This window comes from Sphingobium sp. FG58 (assembly GCF_057809055.1).
Genome location: NZ_JBMDJF010000013.1, coordinates 70,527 through 87,803, shown reverse-complemented (window position 1 = coordinate 87,803; position 17,277 = coordinate 70,527). Strand labels below are relative to the sequence as shown.

16 protein-coding genes are annotated in these 17,277 nt (G+C 63.5%); 9 read left to right on the top strand and 7 right to left on the bottom strand.

What is annotated here, in order from left to right; all coding sequences use genetic code 11:
* Positions 1 to 297 precede the first annotated feature (297 nt).
* The 3 genes from ACODR8_RS14860 to ACODR8_RS14850 are packed head-to-tail and all read left to right on the top strand — an operon-like array spanning position 298 to position 3,764.
* A complete protein-coding gene (locus ACODR8_RS14860; RefSeq protein WP_489007976.1) occupies positions 298 to 1,860 on the top strand; it encodes a cytochrome P450 in 1,563 nt (520 codons plus the stop codon).
* Positions 1,861 to 1,897: 37 nt separating this feature from the next.
* On the top strand, positions 1,898 to 2,650 hold the full coding sequence (locus ACODR8_RS14855; RefSeq protein WP_489007975.1) for an SDR family NAD(P)-dependent oxidoreductase: 753 nt from the start codon (positions 1,898 to 1,900) through the stop codon (positions 2,648 to 2,650).
* A 49-nt stretch (positions 2,651 to 2,699) separates the two neighbouring features.
* Positions 2,700 to 3,764 carry an NAD(P)H-dependent amine dehydrogenase family protein gene (locus ACODR8_RS14850; protein WP_489007974.1) on the top strand — a complete coding sequence of 355 codons (1,065 nt, stop codon included), beginning with the start codon at positions 2,700 to 2,702 and terminating at the stop codon, positions 3,762 to 3,764.
* A gap of 46 nt (positions 3,765 to 3,810) precedes the next feature.
* Here the strand turns inward: ACODR8_RS14850 and ACODR8_RS14845 are convergent, their stop codons facing one another.
* The 4 genes from ACODR8_RS14845 to ACODR8_RS14830 all read right to left on the bottom strand — a co-directional run bounded on the left by ACODR8_RS14845 (position 3,811) and on the right by ACODR8_RS14830 (position 7,184).
* Positions 3,811 to 4,623, bottom strand: coding sequence for an SDR family NAD(P)-dependent oxidoreductase (locus tag ACODR8_RS14845; protein WP_489007973.1), 813 nt, complete (start codon positions 4,621 to 4,623; stop codon positions 3,811 to 3,813).
* 102 nt (positions 4,624 to 4,725) lie between these two features.
* Complete coding sequence (locus tag ACODR8_RS14840) at positions 4,726 to 5,820, bottom strand: prenyltransferase/squalene oxidase repeat-containing protein (RefSeq protein ID WP_489007972.1); 1,095 nt, start codon at positions 5,818 to 5,820, stop codon at positions 4,726 to 4,728.
* A 93-nt stretch (positions 5,821 to 5,913) separates the two neighbouring features.
* Positions 5,914 to 6,552 (bottom strand): FMN-binding negative transcriptional regulator, encoded by a 639-nt coding sequence (locus ACODR8_RS14835; RefSeq protein ID WP_489007971.1) that lies wholly within the window; start codon positions 6,550 to 6,552, stop codon positions 5,914 to 5,916.
* 11 nt (positions 6,553 to 6,563) lie between these two features.
* The gene (locus ACODR8_RS14830) at positions 6,564 to 7,184 is read right to left on the bottom strand and encodes a LysE/ArgO family amino acid transporter (protein WP_489007970.1); all 621 of its coding nucleotides are present in this window, start codon (positions 7,182 to 7,184) and stop codon (positions 6,564 to 6,566) included.
* 72 nt (positions 7,185 to 7,256) lie between these two features.
* Here ACODR8_RS14830 and ACODR8_RS14825 point away from each other — a divergent pair, with 72 nt between their 5' ends.
* Positions 7,257 to 8,162 (top strand): LysR family transcriptional regulator ArgP, encoded by a 906-nt coding sequence (locus ACODR8_RS14825; RefSeq protein WP_489007969.1) that lies wholly within the window; start codon positions 7,257 to 7,259, stop codon positions 8,160 to 8,162.
* A gap of 15 nt (positions 8,163 to 8,177) precedes the next feature.
* Here the strand turns inward: ACODR8_RS14825 and ACODR8_RS14820 are convergent, their stop codons facing one another.
* Together ACODR8_RS14820 and ACODR8_RS14815 are read right to left on the bottom strand one after the other, a co-directional pair.
* Complete coding sequence (locus ACODR8_RS14820; RefSeq protein ID WP_489007968.1) at positions 8,178 to 9,416, bottom strand: MFS transporter; 1,239 nt, start codon at positions 9,414 to 9,416, stop codon at positions 8,178 to 8,180.
* 114 nt (positions 9,417 to 9,530) lie between these two features.
* Complete coding sequence (locus ACODR8_RS14815) at positions 9,531 to 10,586, bottom strand: AraC family transcriptional regulator ligand-binding domain-containing protein (RefSeq protein WP_489007967.1); 1,056 nt, start codon at positions 10,584 to 10,586, stop codon at positions 9,531 to 9,533.
* Between the two features lie 152 nt (positions 10,587 to 10,738).
* On the opposite strand from ACODR8_RS14815, the gene ACODR8_RS14810 reads away from it, so the two are divergent.
* From ACODR8_RS14810 to ACODR8_RS14790, 5 genes are read left to right on the top strand one after another with little or no spacing between them, the layout of a single operon-like run.
* On the top strand, positions 10,739 to 11,716 hold the full coding sequence (locus tag ACODR8_RS14810) for an enoyl-CoA hydratase/isomerase family protein (protein WP_489007966.1): 978 nt from the start codon (positions 10,739 to 10,741) through the stop codon (positions 11,714 to 11,716).
* Positions 11,717 to 11,735: 19 nt separating this feature from the next.
* Positions 11,736 to 12,752, top strand: coding sequence for a helix-turn-helix transcriptional regulator (locus ACODR8_RS14805; protein WP_489007965.1), 1,017 nt, complete (start codon positions 11,736 to 11,738; stop codon positions 12,750 to 12,752).
* A 13-nt stretch (positions 12,753 to 12,765) separates the two neighbouring features.
* The gene (locus ACODR8_RS14800; protein WP_489007964.1) at positions 12,766 to 14,091 is read left to right on the top strand and encodes an aromatic ring-hydroxylating oxygenase subunit alpha; all 1,326 of its coding nucleotides are present in this window, start codon (positions 12,766 to 12,768) and stop codon (positions 14,089 to 14,091) included.
* Between the two features lie 10 nt (positions 14,092 to 14,101).
* Positions 14,102 to 15,295, top strand: a complete 1,194-nt coding sequence (locus ACODR8_RS14795; protein WP_489007963.1) for an FAS1-like dehydratase domain-containing protein — start codon at positions 14,102 to 14,104, stop codon at positions 15,293 to 15,295.
* On the top strand, positions 15,292 to 16,938 hold the full coding sequence (locus ACODR8_RS14790; RefSeq protein WP_489007962.1) for a class I adenylate-forming enzyme family protein: 1,647 nt from the start codon (positions 15,292 to 15,294) through the stop codon (positions 16,936 to 16,938). The genes ACODR8_RS14795 and ACODR8_RS14790 overlap by 4 nt, the downstream gene beginning before the upstream one ends.
* Here ACODR8_RS14790 and ACODR8_RS14785 read toward each other — a convergent pair.
* Entirely contained in the window at positions 16,935 to 17,249 is a 315-nt protein-coding gene (locus ACODR8_RS14785) for a Rieske (2Fe-2S) protein (protein WP_489007961.1), read from the bottom strand. The two genes, ACODR8_RS14790 and ACODR8_RS14785, sit on opposite strands and share 4 nt — an antisense overlap.
* Positions 17,250 to 17,277 lie beyond the last annotated feature (28 nt).

The window sequence follows — 17,277 nt, the reverse complement described above, 5'->3', positions numbered from 1 at the left end:
AAAGCATCAAAGGCGCGCGGCAGTCATGCACGTACTCTTGGGGAGGACCGCGCAATCGAAACTCCTGCGCTGGGCGGCACGGCGCGTGCCAAGCCATCTAAGCGACTATGGATCGCATAGATCGTCATGATTGCGCCGTCAAGATGCTAAGCGCGTTCCTGACGAGAGCTTTCGAACCTTGCTCCATCGCCCCCGCGACGCCTTGTGTCGCGCCTTGACGCATGGGAGTGCGACAGTTTATGCGACGATAAATCGCATAGATTGACTGCATCAACGGTCGAAACTGGGAGTGGGCACATGACGCCATTGGAAGAACGCGACTATTTCACGGATTATGAAATCCTGAAGGACCCCTATTCCTTTTTCGAGGCTGTGCGCGCCCGTGGCCCCATCTATCAGCCGCCCGGCAAAGATTATCTGATCGTCACCGGCTTTGACGAAACGCTCGAAGTGCTGAAGAATAATGCCGATTTCTCGGCAATCATCGGCTTGCAGGGCGCGGCTGCCCCCCTGCCCTTCACCCCTGAAGGGTCCGACATTGCCGCGCAGGTGGAGGCGCATCGCGACCAGTTTCTGGGCGGCGACCTGCTGGTCAATTATGACGATGATCTCCACACGAGGATGCGCTCGCTGCTCAACAAGCTGTTCACGCCATCGCGGCTGAAAGCCAATGAGGCGTTCATCCAGTCCTATTCCGACGAAATTGCCCGCACGATCACCGCCAAGGGCGGGTGCGAGCTGATCCAGGAGGTCGCGACGCCGTTCGTGACGCTGGTGATCGCCGATCTTCTGGGCGTACCCGCCGCCGATCGCCAGATGTTCATGGACGTGATCGAGGCCGCCCCGCCGCCCGGAAGCCTGGAGTCGGGCGAAAATGATTTCAGTTCGCCCAACCATCCACTGGTCGTGATGGGCGGCTATTTCGCCAATTATATCCAGGATCGCCGCCAGAATCCGCAAGAGGATATCCTGACCGAGTTCGCCCATTCGACCTTCCCGGACGGCAGCGAACCCGACATGCTGGAACTGGTGAAGATGGCGACATTCCTGTTCGGTGCCGGGCAGGATACCAGTGCGAAGCTGCTGGGCAATTCCATGCGCTACATCACCGATCAGCCGGGTCTGCAGGACAGGCTGCGCGCCGATCCGTCGTTGATCCCGCAATTTCTGGAAGAAGTGCTGCGGCTGGAAGGATCGACCAAGCAGACTGCGCGTCTGGCGCGCCGGGATACGAAGATCGGCGACCGGGCAGTGCCGGCCGGAACCAAGATATTGGTCGCGCTCGCAGCGGCCAATCGCGATCCGCAGCGGTGGGAGAATCCGACCGATCTTGTTCTCGATCGTCCAAAGATCAAGGAACATCTGGCGTTCGGTCGGGGCAAGCATGTCTGCGCCGGTGCGCCGCTGGCGCGGGTGGAAGTGCGGATCATCCTGGAAAAAATCCTGGCCTATACGTCCGACATCGACCTGGACGCCGAAAAGCACGGCCCGCGCGGGCAGCGCACGCTCGATTTCGAACCCAGCTTCATCATTCGCGGTTTGTCTGAATTGCACGTCAAGCTGACGCCAGCGCAAGGGGTCGACCTGACGGTCGACAAGGCCGCGTCGGTCACGGCCCCGCCAGCGGCCGCGCCGCAGGGCGAACGCAGCGGTTTTTCGACCGCCAAGACCAAGATTGGCGACCTGCTGGCCAATCCGTCGAGCCTCGCCATCCTGGACCGGCATTTCCCCGGCATGAGCCAGGACAAGCGGCTGGCGATGGCCAAGGGGATGACGTTGCGGTCCGTCCAGAAATTTGCCCCCGGACAGTTTAGCGATGACGCGCTGGACGCGGTGGATGCCGACCTGGCGCTCATCTGACGCCGGGTCGCATTTTTCAGGCAATATGGAGAGAGATATGACCAACAACAAAGTCGTGGTCGTGACTGGCGGCGCATCGGGCATCGGCCTTGGCATTTGCCAGTTGTTCGCGCGCAAGGGGCATCCGGTTGCGATGCTCGACCTGCAACGCGCCGCATTGTTGCGCGAGTCGGCCGCTCTGCGGGAGGAAGGGGCAACCATATTTGCCCGGACGGTGGACGTTGCCGATCGCGCCAGCATCGATGCCGCCTATGCCGCGATCCGCGCGGAACTTGGCCCGATCGCGATCGTCATCGCCAATGCGGGCATTTCCGAAGGAATCGCCTTTGACGATATTTCGGTCGATATCTGGCAGCGAATGATCGATATCAACCTGACCGGCGTGTTCCATACAGTGCAGGCCGCCCTGCCCGACATGCGGGCCGCCAAATGGGGCCGGATCATCACCATATCGTCGCAGGCGGCGCAGTCCGGCGCGATGGATCGCGCCCATTATGCCGCAGCCAAGAGCGGCGTCATCGGCCTGACGCGGTCGCTGGCGCGGGAGCTGGCGGCGCATGGCATTACCGTCAACACGATACCCCCTTCGGTCGTGGCGACGCCGATGGCCGAACAGGGCATTGCCGCTGGCACCTTCCCGCCGCTGGAAGTCATCGCCCAGCATATCCCGATCCCGCGCGCCGGAACGCCGGAGGATATTGCCGCAGCCTGCGAATATCTGGCGTCCGATGGCGCCAGCTATGTGACCGGGCAGGTTCTGGCGGTGAACGGGGGCATGTTCATCGGCTGAGGCGGATATGACCGCAGCATAGGACCATGTCATCAACAGGGAGAGAGCCATGCCGGACGCGGCGATAGCGTTACAGCCAGAAGCCCGTCGGCTGCGCGTCGTGCAATGGGCGACAGGCACGGTGGGCAAAGCCGCGATGCGGGCGGTTCTGGCCCATCCGAAGCTGGAACTGGTGGGCGTCAAAGTCTATGCACCCGCCAAGATCGGGGTGGATGCAGGCACCCTATGCGGCGCGCCGGATACCGGCATAGTGGCGGTCGGGGATATTGCATCGATCATCGCGGCCAGGCCCGACTGCGTCCTCTACATGCCCGAAAGCAGCGATATGGACGATGTCTGCGCGCTGCTGGAGGCGGGCATCAATATCTCCACGACGCGCGCGGAGTTTTTCCATCCCGGCTCCATGCCGCCTGAGTTGCGTGCGCGGATCGAGCAGGCCTGCGCACGCGGCCAAAGCGCCATCCACAGTTCAGGCAGCAGCCCCGGTTTCATCACCGAAGCCCTGCCGCTGGTACTGCTATCGCTGTCCCGCCGCCTTGATCTGCTGACGATCGAGGAATTCGCCAACTGTGTCGACGGCTGTTCGGAGGATATGCTGGTCAACATCATGGGCTTTGGCGAGACGCCGGAGCGCTTTGCGGCGCGGCCGTTCATCGAGCGGGATCAGGTGTTCGGCCATTCGCTGGAGGCGCTCGCGGATGCGGTGGGCATCACCATCGACCGGTTCGAGGTCAGTGGCGCCATTGCCCTGGCCGCCGAACCGACCAAATTGCACCGGTCGACCATTGCGGCGGGAACCGTTGCTGGCCAGCGCATGATCACGACAGGCTATAGTGGCGACCGGCCGGTCATGCGGTTCCAATGCAACTGGTTCGTGACCGAAAAGCTCGACCCGCCATGGCCGTTGCAACCGGACGGCTGGCGGGTGACGGTAGAGGGCGACACGCCGCTACAGATCAGCATCGGCTTTCCGATCGCACCGGGGCAGCGCGAGATGACATTGCCCAATCTGACGGCCCATCGTCCCGTCAATGCGATTCCCGCGATCTGCGCCGCACCGCCGGGGATCGTGACGAGCGCGCAGTTGCCCCAGATCATCGCCCATCTTGGCTAGCGGGTGAGGCAGGCGGTCGTCACACCGACTGCCTGCCCTTTGCATTTCAGGCTGCGATGCCGCCGTCCAGCAACAGCGTGCTGCCGGTCATGAACAGGGCCATGTCCGACGCGCAGAAGAGGATGGCGCGGGCAATGTCGTCGGCCACCCCAACCCGGCCCAGCCGACTGCCGCCGATGCCGGGGATGGGAATCTGGCTGAGCGCTTCTTCGTCCAGTTCAGCCAGGAACATCGTCTTTTCCGTCACCGAAAAGCCGGGTGCGACGCCCAGAACGCGGATACCGTGCGGCGCGAGTTCGATCGACATTTGCCGGGTCAGGCCGACGACGCCATGTTTGGAGGCGCAATAGGCCGCCTGCCCCGCCGAAATGCCCATGACACCGGCAAGCGACGCGACGTTGACGATCACGCCGGGCCGTTCAGCGCCGATCATGGATCGCGCCGCTTCCCGCGCGCCGATGAAAGCGCCCTTCAGGTTGATCGCGATCACCTGGTCGAAGTCGGCATCCTCCAGGTCGAGCAGAGGCACAAAGGAGGGGATGCCGGCATTATTGACCCAGATGTCGATCTGGCCAAATTCACGGACGGCCAGGTCGACCGTCGCCTTGATCGCGGATGGGTCGCCCGCATCCATCTGGACCGCGATGATGCGGGATTCAAATTGTGCGTCCAGTTCCTGGGCGCAGGCAGTGGCTGCTTCGCCGTCAATATCGGCGATCAGCACCGACGCCCCGGCTTCGGCCAGACGGCGTGCGGTCGCTTTGCCCAATCCCCAGGCCGCACCGGTCACGACCGCGCTCCTGCCGCGCAGGGAATACAGGTCGGACAGGGAAAGTCCGCTCACGTCGGGGATGGCCATTCACTCTTCCTCTTCCATTACAGTTATGCGATTCATAGTCGCATAGATGGAAAGGAAGATTTCGGCAAGATGGCGAGGCCGCGACAGGCGCAGCCTATCGCCTCAGCGTGCGCGCATCGCCAGTGCGGCCATGCCGGTCGCTTCATCGGTCATGAAGAGATAGGCGTCGGTGCCAGGCTGGCGATCCTTGTTGATCGACTTCGCCGGGATAGCACCATTCTTGTCCTGATGCGCGGACAGCCAGATTTGCGCGCGCTTGAGCGGCCCGGCGCTTGACGGCCCGCCTGCTTCGCGCAGTACAAGCGCGACAAGAGCGGTGGCATAGCCGTCGCTGTCCTGCGGCAGGACCGATCCGTCGATCCGCTGCCATGGTGCAAGGCCCGGCAGATTCCAGCCGCCATCCTCTTGCTGGCTGGCCAGCAGGTCAGCGACGATCCGGGCGCGCTGGTCCGGGTCCAGCACGCCATGCAGCTGGCTGTCGGCCCACAGGATGAGGGCGCGGGAATAGAGCGAGCCGCCAGTGCCGGTGCGCAGATAGGCGCGCAGCGCCTCGATCTGTGGCGCAACGGCGGGATCATCGCCATAGCCATCCGGCGCGCGAGCGACCGCGAGCGCTGCAAGCGTGGCCCCCCAATAGGTAGCGGTTGGCGATTCGAAGGGTTCGAGCCGGAAATTGAGCCAGGTGAAGCCGCCCTTCTGGTCGCCTGCCTTCATCTGCACACCCCACATATTGACGAAGGCCTGGCGCGTGTCCGGCCCCAGATGGCCGCGTTCCCGATCGCGGGTGGCGAGGATCAGCGCGTTGAGGACGGCCTCCACCCCGCGCGATTCGGCCGATTTCGGCACGCCGCGCGTCTGGTCGGGATAGAAGGGCTCAACCTCGTCCCACAGATAGACGCGCTTTACCACGTCATCGAACATCGCCATCTCGTCAATGCTGCGCTGGGCCTTGCCCGATTGCGCGCGCAGCGACGGCATCGCGAGGACGTGCGGCAGCGATGTATGGCAGGATACGCAGCGCGTGCCATGATCGCGCTCCGCCTTGGGCCATTGCCGCCACCAGTTGAGGCGACTTTCGAGATAGCGGGTGGCCGCTTCATTGTTCCAGCCGGGTGCTTTGGTCGGCACGGCCTCCCCGCGGGACATCAGCGCCATGGTAAGCAGGGCAGCAGAGGCAAGTAGCGGCCAACGCATCATGTAACGCTCCTGATGATCAAGGGTGAAGGATAGGGACAGCGCACTCACAGGCCATGCGCCGTATGACGTAGGGCTTGTCCGGTGAGGCGGGCCTCACCCCTCCCCGCTCGCAAGGCTTTCCATGACCAGAGCCATGGGCGAGGCCGGGTTTTGCCCTGTCAGGCCAGCGATGACGCCAGCCTTGTTGGATGCCGAATGGTTCTGGCTGGCTTTCCATTTGCCCTCCAGCCGGTCGATCGGCATTTCCACGCCGCAAATGCCCTTGATCTGCCCGTCAATATAGCGGGCGGGTGCATCCGCGATCGACCAGGGTTGGGGCTGATATTGTTCCTGCTGCTGTGTCAGCGCTTCGATCTGCTCTTTGAGCCATGCGGGATCGTCGATGACCATCGGGCGTCCGCGTGCCTGCACCATAACATAATTCCAGGTCGGCACCACGCGGCCATGGCGTTGCTTTTCGGGATACCAGGACGGGGTGACATAGGCCTGCGGTCCCTGAAATATCACCAGCGCCTCCGCGCCGGAGCGCAGGTCTTGCAGTTGTGGATTGGCCATTGCGAGATGGGCTTGCAACAATCCCTTGTCGCCTAAGTCGGCCTTTAGCGTGAAGGGGACCAGATTGGCGCACAGGCCTTCGCTGCCCGACGTGACCAGCATCGCAAGCGGATAGGCGATGATCGCCTGATGCAGGATTTCCAGACGATCTTCGCGGAAAGGGGGTGGGCGATACATTGCGCGTCGCGTCAGGCAGCAATGCGGAGCAGCAGCGATGCCGCAAGCGACAGCATCGTCACGCCGACAATGGCGTCCAGCACGCGCCACGCCGCCGGGCGGGCGAAGAGCGGCACGAGCAGGCGCGCACCATAGCCGAGCGCGGCGAACCAGGCGAAGCTGGCGCTGGCCGCGCCTGCCACGAAAATGGGGCGCAACGCCGCAGGCTGAGCCGATCCGGCCGCGCCCATCAGCAAGACGGTGTCGAGATAGACATGCGGGTTGAGAAAGGTAAAGCCGGCCGTCGCCGCAATCGCACCACGCAGGCTGACACTGTCGCCCGACACGACGGCCATGGCATCGGACGAGGCCATACGCTGCAACGCCTTGATACCGTAAAAGCCCAGAAAGGCCGCGCCGCCGATCGTCAATATCAGGGTCAATTGCGGGACGGCGGCCAGAAATGCGCCCACGCCTGCAACGCCAGCGGTAATCAGCAAAGCATCGGCGGCACCGCAGAACAGGACGACCGGCCCCACATGTTCACGCTTCAATCCCTGTCGCAGCACGAACAGATTTTGCGCGCCAATCGCCATGATGAGCGCGGCGGAGATCAGAAAGCCTGAGGCGAAGGGGAGGAATAGACTGGTCATGGTCGGTCCATCGCCATGAAGGAGGATTTAGTATAACTTGTTCTTCTAAACTAAATGAAGCAATGCTTCATCATGCTGGATTACCCCTCCCTCGCGGCGCTGGCCGCTGTCGTGCGCGAAGGCAGTTTCGAGAAGGCGGCGATCAGCCTTGGCATCACGCCTTCGGCCGTGTCGCAGCGCGTGCGGGGTTATGAGGAACGGCTGGGACTGGTCCTGGTCGTGCGTGGACAGCCCTGTACGGCGACCGACCGGGGACGGGAATTATGCGCGCATTTCGAAAAGGTCCGGTTGCTGGAAGCGGATATTGCGCCCATGCCCCTGAGCGAGGTGCCGAGCGGGGCGCTGCGCAGCGCGCCGCCGTCACTTAGCATCGCCGTGAATGCGGACAGCCTGGCGACCTGGTTCCCCGCCGCAATGACAGGCTTTGCGCAAAAGACGGGCCTGTCGATCGAACTGACGCTGGAGGATGAAGCGCATACGGCGGAGCGTATCCGGTCGGGCGACGTGCTGGCCGTCGTCACATCCGATCCGCAACCCGTGCAGGGATGCCGGACCGTTGCGCTTGGCGCGCTGGCCTATATCGCCTGTGCCAGTCCGGCCTTTGTCGAACGCCATCTGGGCGCGGGCATAGATGGCCAGAGCCTCAGCATGGCGCCGGTGATGCGCTTCAATCGCCGGGATATGTTGCAGGGGCGCTGGTTAAGGCAGGTCTATGATGTCGATCTGGATGGGCCGACCCACTGGATCCCGTCGACACAGGGGTTTCTGGACCTGGCCATGGCGGGTCTGGCCTGGGGTCTCCAACCGCGATTGCTCGCCCAGCCGCATATCGATGCAGGCCGCCTGGTCGCACTGGCCCCGGCACACCCGCTGCTGGTCCCTTTATATTGGACGGTGTCGCGCCTGCAGGCGCAGGCGTTGAACAGCATGACAGCGGCAGTGCGGAACGCGGCGAGGCGGTATCTGGATAGCGAGTGAGCGAGCCATGCCCGATCAGACGATGGATGGCGTTGGCGCGGCGTCAGACCCTAGCGCCAGCAAGAGCAAGGCCGAGAGGCTGCACATGGGAATGACTGCCCAAAGGAAAATCTGGTAACTTTGCGTCAGGTCGTAAATGATGTTGGCGGCCATCGGCGCCATGCCATTGGCGAAGAGCAGAAAGCCGTTGATCGCGCCGAACAGCGTACCAAAGCTGCGCAGGCCGAAATGGCGCGCGGCGAGGTAGGCGCAGGCGTCAAGTTCGGTGCCGACCGACAGGCCCAGGATGACAAACGCCGCCATGGCTGCGCCCGACGAACCGGGCATGGCGAGCAGCAGGGCGACCGACAGGATCGGCGTCGATACGCTGATCGCCGAGACCCTATGCGGGTTCAGCCGATCGAGCAGATAGCCGCCACCCAGGCGACCAACCAGCGACCCGATACCGATAAGACCGGCAATGGCGGGTGCCTGTGTCGCCATGAAGCCCTGCGCCACAAGGATCGGCACGGCATTGGCCGTCAGGGCGCAGACCGCCAGCGCATAGAGGGTGACGCCCGTCGCCAATTTGATGAAAGCGGGCAATGCGAATCCCTGCCGGAGGCTGGCGGTGAGCGGCATCGATCTGCCAGTAGCGCCTGCGCCCCGGCGCGCATCGTCCGTGGCGCTGCGCAGGAACAGCCAGGCGAGCGGGAATATGACCGCGGCGTAGATCAGCCCGACGCCGACATAGGCCCCGCGCCATCCCTGCTGGACGACCAGAAAGCCGACTAGCGGCGGCGTGATCGCGGCGCACAGGCTGGCTCCGCACAAGGTGATGGCCAGCGCGATGCCCCGCCTTTCGACGAACAGGCTGGTGACTGCCGCGGTCCAGATGGTGGGGATGACCAGCATGTTGCACAGGCCCAGAATGACCCACAGCAAGGCCCAGGAGACGATATCGGATGTCGCCAATGACAATGCGCCAAGCGCGGTACAGTAAAGCAGGATGCCCGCAAGCCCGATCCGCCGTGGTCCCAATTGATCCACCGCCCGGCCGACCAGCGGGGCGGCAAACAGCCCGATGATGGCGATGATCAAGGGGCCGCTGGATATTTGCGATCGGGTCCAGCCAAATTCCTGTTCCAGCGGGCCGATCATGACGCCCAGCGAATAGCTGTGGGTCGCCGACAGCAAGATGCCGGCAAGACAGGGGATAAGGACGGTCCCATGGCGACGCAGTTCGCCCGCGCCAGATGGTGATTTGGTGATCATGCCGATATCCCGGACGGAAAAGTGGAGGCCAAAAGCCAGGCGGCCATGGTTCGGGACAATCAGCAATCGGGCAATGATCGGGGAGGCACAGCCGCTTGACGACGGCGTGCAATGTCAGGCGCGATGGCGGCGAAAGGCGCGCGGGGTCATGCCGGTCCAGCGTTTGAAGGCGCGGCCAAAGCTGGTCTGTTCGGCATAGCCCAGCCGGTCGGCGACCTCATCAATCGGCATGGGGGTCTGGCTGAGATAGATGCGGGCCAGCTGCTCGCGCTGCTCCTCGACCAGGTCGACGAAGCGCAGGCCATGGGCCGCCAGCCGACTTTGCAACGTCCGTACCGAGAGGCCAAGCCGTTCGGCGCATCGCTCCACCGAGCAATGGCCCGTTGGCAGCGCGCCGCGAACATAGCTGCGGGTGCGTTCGCCCATGTCGGCGCGGTTGAGGATGCGCAGGCGAGCGAGATAGCCCCCCAGCAGGCGATAGACGAGGCGGTTGGCAGTGGTGATCGGCAGGTCGAGCATCGTTGCGGGAAAGGCGATGGCGTTGCGTTCGGCGCGCAGGCTGACCGGTGCGCCGATCAGACTTTCGATCTGGAGCAGGTCATGGGAACTGGCGTCGATCGACAATTGGGCTGCGGCAGGCTGGAAACGGCCTTCGCTGACCGACCTCAGCAGGGTGAGGATCAGCATCATGGCCTGATAATTGGCCTGGACGTTGAAGCCGACATCGGCCCGGACCATCCAGCGCAGTTCGGCCATGCTCCCCTGCTCCACCAGTTCAAGCTGGGCTTCGGGCGAGTGGGCGACGGGCAGATAGTTGATCAGGCAATTGACGACCGATCGCATGTCCGGCGCGGCGCGGCAGACGGCGGTGACGCTGCCGAACACATCGGCGTCCTGGGTCGCGGCGAGGTGCAGGCCAAAGATCGGATCGTCGAACTGGAGGCTGCAATATTCGAACATGGCCGCGACCTGCTGGCACGAGACATGGCCGTCAGGGTCAGCCAGCGCGCCCGGATCAAGGCCGTGCTGCCGAAGGATGCGGCGGGGGGCGCCGCCCCTGCTGCGGATAAATTGCGAAAAGCCGCGCAGGTTGGCGGCGCGCATCTGGCCAGCGGCAGGCACCGCTTCGAGCGGACCGGCGAGGCCGAAGAAATAATCCTGATCGTCCATGTGCCGATCCTTCAATCCCGACAGCGAAGCCGACAGAGCGGCGCAGGTGCAATCGGATTCATATCATATCGAAAAAGCTGCGCCTAATGCCAATACAGCCAATCGGGCCTGTGCCATTTTCCTGCCCAAGAACAGAGCAGATGGAGAAGGTGATGGCCAAGGCGACAGCAGCAGAGCTGAAGCGCGACGCGGCACAATTTGTCCGGTACGAAAAGGACCGGTCGCGCCGGATCGCGACCGTCACCTTCGACCGGCCGGGCAAGGCGAACACCACGACGATCGGGATGCGCCTGCTGTTCGGCGAGATCGTCCACAAAGCGAATATCGATGATGATGTGAAGGTGCTGGTGATCCGTGGCGAGGGCCAGGATCTGGGATCTGGCGGCGACATCAACGAACATGGCGACATGTATCTGAACCCAGGCGAGGATGATAATTTCCTGCCCGACCTGGAGATTGACGACCCGGACGTGCGCTATCCGCCGCCCGGTTCCTATCGCTTCCTCCACGGCCTGACCGACCATTATGCCAAGGGCTATGCCGGCAACCGGCCACTCCAGGAATTCAAGAAGATCAGCATCGTGGAGGCCAAGGGCTATTGCTATGGCTGGCATTTCTACCAGTGCGCCGACGCCGACCTGATCGTGTCGTCCGACGATGCGCTGTTTGGCCATCCGTCCTTTCGCTATGCCGGATGGGGACCGCGCATGTGGCAATGGCTGGAAATGGTCGGCATCCGTCGCTTTTCCGAGATGCTGTTCACGGGACGGCCCTTTACCGCCGCCGAGATGATGGACTGCAATTTCGTCAACAGCGTCGTGCCGCGCGACCGGCTGGAGGCGGAGACGGACAAATATGCCGACGCATGCAGCCGCACCCGACCGATGGATGTGGTGGTCGCGCAAAAGACCTTCATCGAAGCCTATAAGCAGTATCGCGGCGAATATATGGGCAGCCTGATGACCGGCTGGCTGGAAGGCATGTTGCCGCTGATGAAGAATGATCATGCGGGCGACATTGATCTGGGCGCGGGCGGTTTCGATCAGGGCATCGCCCATACCGTCAAGAATAACGATCTCAACTATCCCCCGGAATGGCGGCTGAGCCGCGCCGGGCGCGCGAAACGCTAAAGAAGAGAGGAGCCTGACCATGATCGAGACCCTCTTTGCGATTGACCGGGGCAATTATCGCGATTGCCAGCGCCTGTTCCGGGGCGAGCGGGAACAGGAATATTATCTGGGCGACTATTGGATGGAGGAAGGCTCCGTCATCGACGTCAGCGCCCGGCGCAAGCCCGCCGGACCCAGCGCCGTCATCCTGCTGCGATCGGCCACCCGGCTGTTTTTCCGCCGGACGCGCCAGCATGTGCGCGAGGATGGCACCGACCTGTCGATATTATGGTTCGTCAAGCGTGGCCGCCTGTTGCTGAGCAACCAGATGGGCAGTCGCAGCGCGCAATGCGGCGATATGCTGATTACCCGGTCTACATCCCCCTTCCTGATCGAATGCCAGCCGGATGGGCATGGCGTGCATGAGGTGCTGCACGTGACCGTGCCGACCCATGTGCTGCGCGGGCTGATCGACTGCGATGCGAGCGCCGGGCTGCTACTATCGACCCAGCGGCCGGAACTGGCGATCGCGGACAATATCCTGACCGGCCTGTTCCAGCGCGAGGGTGATCTGGCCGAAGAGACGACGCGCACGCTGGTCGAGGCGGCGCTGGCGGTGATCGGCCAGGGACTGCGCGGCGACAGCAGCGTCATGCAGCCCCGCCAGTCGGTTGCGGAGAAGCGCTTTGCCGACGTGCAGCGCTTCGTCGAGGTGCATCTGTCCGACCCCGGCCTCTCGGCTGCGATGACCGCGCGGGGATGCGGCATTTCGCCGCGCTATCTGACGACGCTGCTCCAGCAGAATGGCACCAGCTTTTCACAGCTGATCTGGGACCGGCGGCTGGAACAGGCGCGCAAATGGATGGCGCGGGCGGACGCAGGCAGCATTTCGATCAGCGAGATTGCCTATGGCGTGGGGTTCAAGAGCCCGGCCCATTTCAGCCGCATGTTCAAGCGCACCTACAAGCGCAACCCCAGCGATTATCGGCTGGACGCCTGCGCGGCGCAGGCGATTGCCGCCGCACCCTGCCCCGTTCCATCCGGCGTCCTGCACTGAGGGAGAGCAAGACATGACCGTGCAAGGCGCCATCACCCAACCGCCCGTCATCATCGGCAATGAAGCCTATGTGTCGCAATCCTATGCCGACGCGGAAGCGCAGAAATTATGGCCCAAAGTCTGGCAGGTCGCGTGCCGGGAGGAGGAAATTCCGCACGTCGGCGATTTCGTCACCTACGACATCATGGACGATTCCATCATCGTCGTGCGCGCCGCGCCCGACCGGATTGCCGCCTATTTCAACGTCTGTCGTCATCGTGGGCGGCAATTGACGGAAGGGTGCGGCAACGCCCGCAAGCTGGTGTGCAAATTCCATGCGTGGAGCTGGGATCTGGACGGCAATAATATCGGCGTGGTCCGCAAGGATGGCTGGGGTGACAGCCTGAAGGACGATGACCTGCGGCTGCGCGACGTGCGCGTCGATAGCTGGGGTGGATGGGTGTTCGTGTGCATGGACCCGGACGCGCCATCGCTGGCGGACTATCTGGCGCCCGCCGCCGCGATGCTCGATCCGTTCGAGCTGGACAAGATGCGCTATCGCTGGCGGCAATGGTTGCATTTCCCGTGCAACTGGAAGGTTGCGATCGAGGCGTTCAACGAGGGCTATCATGTTGCTGGAACCCACCCGCAACTGACCAAATATTCGCCCAAGCCGACCTGGAGCGACGGGCGGGGCATCCACGGCGTGTTCGGGTCGCAATCGCGCGAAGGCACGGGTGGGGCCACGGCGGGCGCGGCAGGCGCACCCGACATGCGGCGGGGACTGGCTGACTCACTCAACCAGTTGTGGGAGGAAGTGAACGGCACGACCACCGAGACGATGGTGCGCGTCGCCAACCTGCTGGTGGAGGAATTGCCCGAAGGCACGTCGCCGCAGGAGGTGCAGATGCACCTGATGAAGCGGACGGTGGAGGAGGACGCCCGACGCGGGGTGAACTGGCCCCGGATCGACCCGGCGCATTTTGCGGCAGCGGGCAATGTGTGGCACATCTTCCCCAACACCGTCATCATCCACGGGCCGACCTTTGCGCTATGCTATCGCGCGCGGCCCGACGGTCGCGACCCCAATAGCTGCATTTTCGAGGTCTATACGCTGGAGCGTTTTCCCGAAGGGCAGGAACCCAAACCGGACAATCTGCACAGGCCCGACATCGACGAGGCCAGCTGGCGCAAGGTGTTGTGCCAGGATTTTTCCAACATGGGTGCGGTGCAGCGTGGCCTGCGTTCGCGCGGGTTCGACGGGTTGCGCCCCAGCCCGGTCGAGGAACGCGCCATCATCAATTTTCATCGCGTGCTGGCCGACTATCTGGGCACCGGCGCGCCGCAACCGATCGATTAAGGGAGCCATCATGGCCGATATGGAAATGACCAATGCCAGCGCCGTGCTGGACACGAGCGACGTCGACCAGTGGATCGGCAAGCCCGTCATCTTTGCCGAGATGTGGGACCCGTGCAACGCGACCGACATTCGCCGCTGGGTGCAGGCGATGGACTATCCCAACCCGGTGCATTGGGATGAGACGTTCGCGCGTGCATCCCGCTTTGGCGGCATTGTCGCGCCGCAGAGTTTTACCGTGGCGATGGATTATGGCCATGGCTGCCACCCCGCCTGCGTGGGCAAGGTGCCTGGCACTCACCTGATCTTCGCAGGCGAGGAATGGTGGTTCTATGGCACGCCCGTCCGCCCCGGCGACAAATTAACCCAGAGTCGCCGCTTCGATGGCTATTCGATCACCGAAACCGGCTTTGCCGGGCCGACCATGTTTGCGCGCGGCGACACCGTCCATCGCAACCAGCATGGCGCACTGGTCGCCAAGGAGCAGGCGACCGCGATCCGCTATCTGGTCGAGGAGGCCAATAAGCGCGGCGTCTATGGCAAGGAAAAGCGCAGTCCCAAGCGCTGGACCAAGGAGGATGTCGCGGAAATCCATCGGTTGCGGCACGAATGGATATTGTCCAACCGCGAGGGCATATCCCCCGCCTATGGCGACGTGAAGGTCGGCGACCGGCTGCCGCGCCGGGTGATCGGGCCGCATTCGGTCATATCCTTCGCCAATGAATGTCGCGCGCACCGCCAGAATATCTGGGGTACATGGCGCTGGAACGTGCCGGAAGGCGTGCATGATCCGGCGCGCGAGGATGCGGGGTTCGGCGCGGACATGAGTTACGACCATGACGCGCGCAAGATCGACCCGCGCATGGGCGACGGCCTCTATCACGGGCCGTCATCGGGCCATATCAATGCCGAGAAGGCCGAAAATGTCGGCATGGGCGGCGCCTATGGCTATGGCGCGTCGATGAATGCCTGGCATCTGGACACGGTCGCCTATTGGGCTGGCCTTGAAGGCTATGTCTGGCACAGCAAGACGCAGTTCCGATCCCCCGCCTTTGAAGGCGATGTCACCTATGTCGATGGCGAGGTGGTGGAAAAGATCGACCGTTCGCCCTTCGGGATGCCGGTGGTCAAGATACGCACGGTGATGACGACGCAGGATGGCGATGAAATCCTGAAAGGCACCGCCCAGGTGGAGTTGCCCTATTGAACACGGCGCTTTCCTGCGTGCGCGGACTGCCGCTGGGCGAGGAGCCGGGGCAAGGCGCGCATACGATTCCCGCCTATCTGGAGGAGGTGCGCGCGCGCTATGGGCCGCGCGATGCCGTCATCATGCGGACGCAATATCAGCGGGTCTGCTGGAGCTATGACGAGCTACATGCCCGGTCGGTCGCGGTCGCCAAGGCGCTGATCGCGGCGGGCATGGGCAAGGATGCGCGTATCGGCGTGCTGATGGCCAATCGGCCGGAATATCTGGCCTGTGTGTTCGGCATCGCCATGGCGGGTGGCGTTACCGTGGCGCTCAGCACCTTTTCCACGCCGGACGAGCTGGCGCATCTGATCCGCGCGTCGGCGGTCGAGACGCTGTTTTTCGATACGCGCGTCCTGAAAAAGGATTTTGCGGCGATGCTGGCGCCGATCGATGACCTGCCATTCCTGAACCATCTGGTGCAGCTTGACAGCGTGACCGATGCAGCCCCGGCGGCGGGCCATTTTGAAAGCTGGGACGATTTTCTGGCCAGCGGTGCGCATGTCGCCGACAGCATCGTTACCGCACGGGCGGCAAGCGTGACGCCGTGCGATATTGGCGGCATCTTCTTTTCGTCGGGGACAACCAGCCTGCCCAAGGGCATCATCCACAGCCAGCGCGCCTTCTGCATCCAGTGGTGGCGGTGGCCGCGCGTGTTTGCGATGCGCGAACCGGTGACGAGCTGGACCGGCAATGGCCTGTTCTGGTCGGGCAATATCAGCCTGGTGATCGGCACGGCATTGTCCACTGGCGGCGCGGCGGTGTTGCAGCCGGTGTTCGACGCTGGCGCGGCGCTGGCGGTGATCGAGCAGGAGCGGGTCACATTTCTGACCGGGCGGCCGCACCAATGGGCGCGGGTGCAGGCGGCGGACAACTGGGCCAGCGCGGACCTGTCCAGCCTGAAATATGTGACCAAGGGCGAGTTGATCGGCGAGCATCCCACGGTGCGGACCGACTGGACGACGCCGATGGCGTTCGGCACGACCGAGACGATGACGATCTGCACCGCGTTCGACGCGGAAACGCCAGAGGCCGATTATGCGGGCAGCGCTGGCGCGCCCCTGCCGGGCAACATCCTGAAAATCGTCGATCCGGTGACGCGGGCAATCGTCCCGGTGGGCCAGCATGGCGAAATGTGCATCAAAGGGCCAACGCTGATGTCGGGCTATCTGGGCAAGGCACCGGAGGATTGTTTCGACGAGGATGGCTATTATCGCACGGGCGACGGCGGGCGGGTCGATGCGCAGGGCCGCTTCTTCTGGGAAGGGCGGCTGACCGACATGATCAAGACCGGCGGGGCCAATGTCGCGCCGGAGGAAGTGGACGCAGCCATCGCCGCCTATCCCGGCGTCAAGCGCAGCCAGACCGTGGGCGTGCCGGATAATCTGCTGGGTGAGATGGTGGTGGCCTGCATCGTGCCGATCGATGGCGTCACCATCGTGGAGGATATGCTGATCGCGCATCTCAAGACCCAGATGGCGAGCTTCAAGGTGCCGCGGCGGGTGCTGCTGCTGGACGAGGCGGAATTTGCGCTGACCGGGAATGAGAAGGCCAAGGCGGCGGATATTCGCGCCGTGGCGGTGGCGAAACTCGCCAGCGTTTAAGGCGCGATTTCGATCGCGTCGCCGTTGACGCGCAGCTGATAGGTGCGGATCGGCGCCTTGGCGGGCGGGTTCATGGCGCGGCCGGTTTCCAGATCGAAGCGCGCGCCATGGACCGGGCAGGCGATCCAGCTCGCGCGGATGCGACCGCAGGCAAGCGGCTCATCGGCGTGCGAACAGCGGTTGGCAACGGCGAACAGACGGCCATTGCTATGGCAGATCAGGACGCTGCGCCCCTCAAATTCCACGACTTTGACGGAGCCGGGCGGCACGTCGGCGACTTGGGCGACTGCTGTGTAGGTAAGGATGCTCATCCCCTTCTATCACCACAGCGCCGGATCG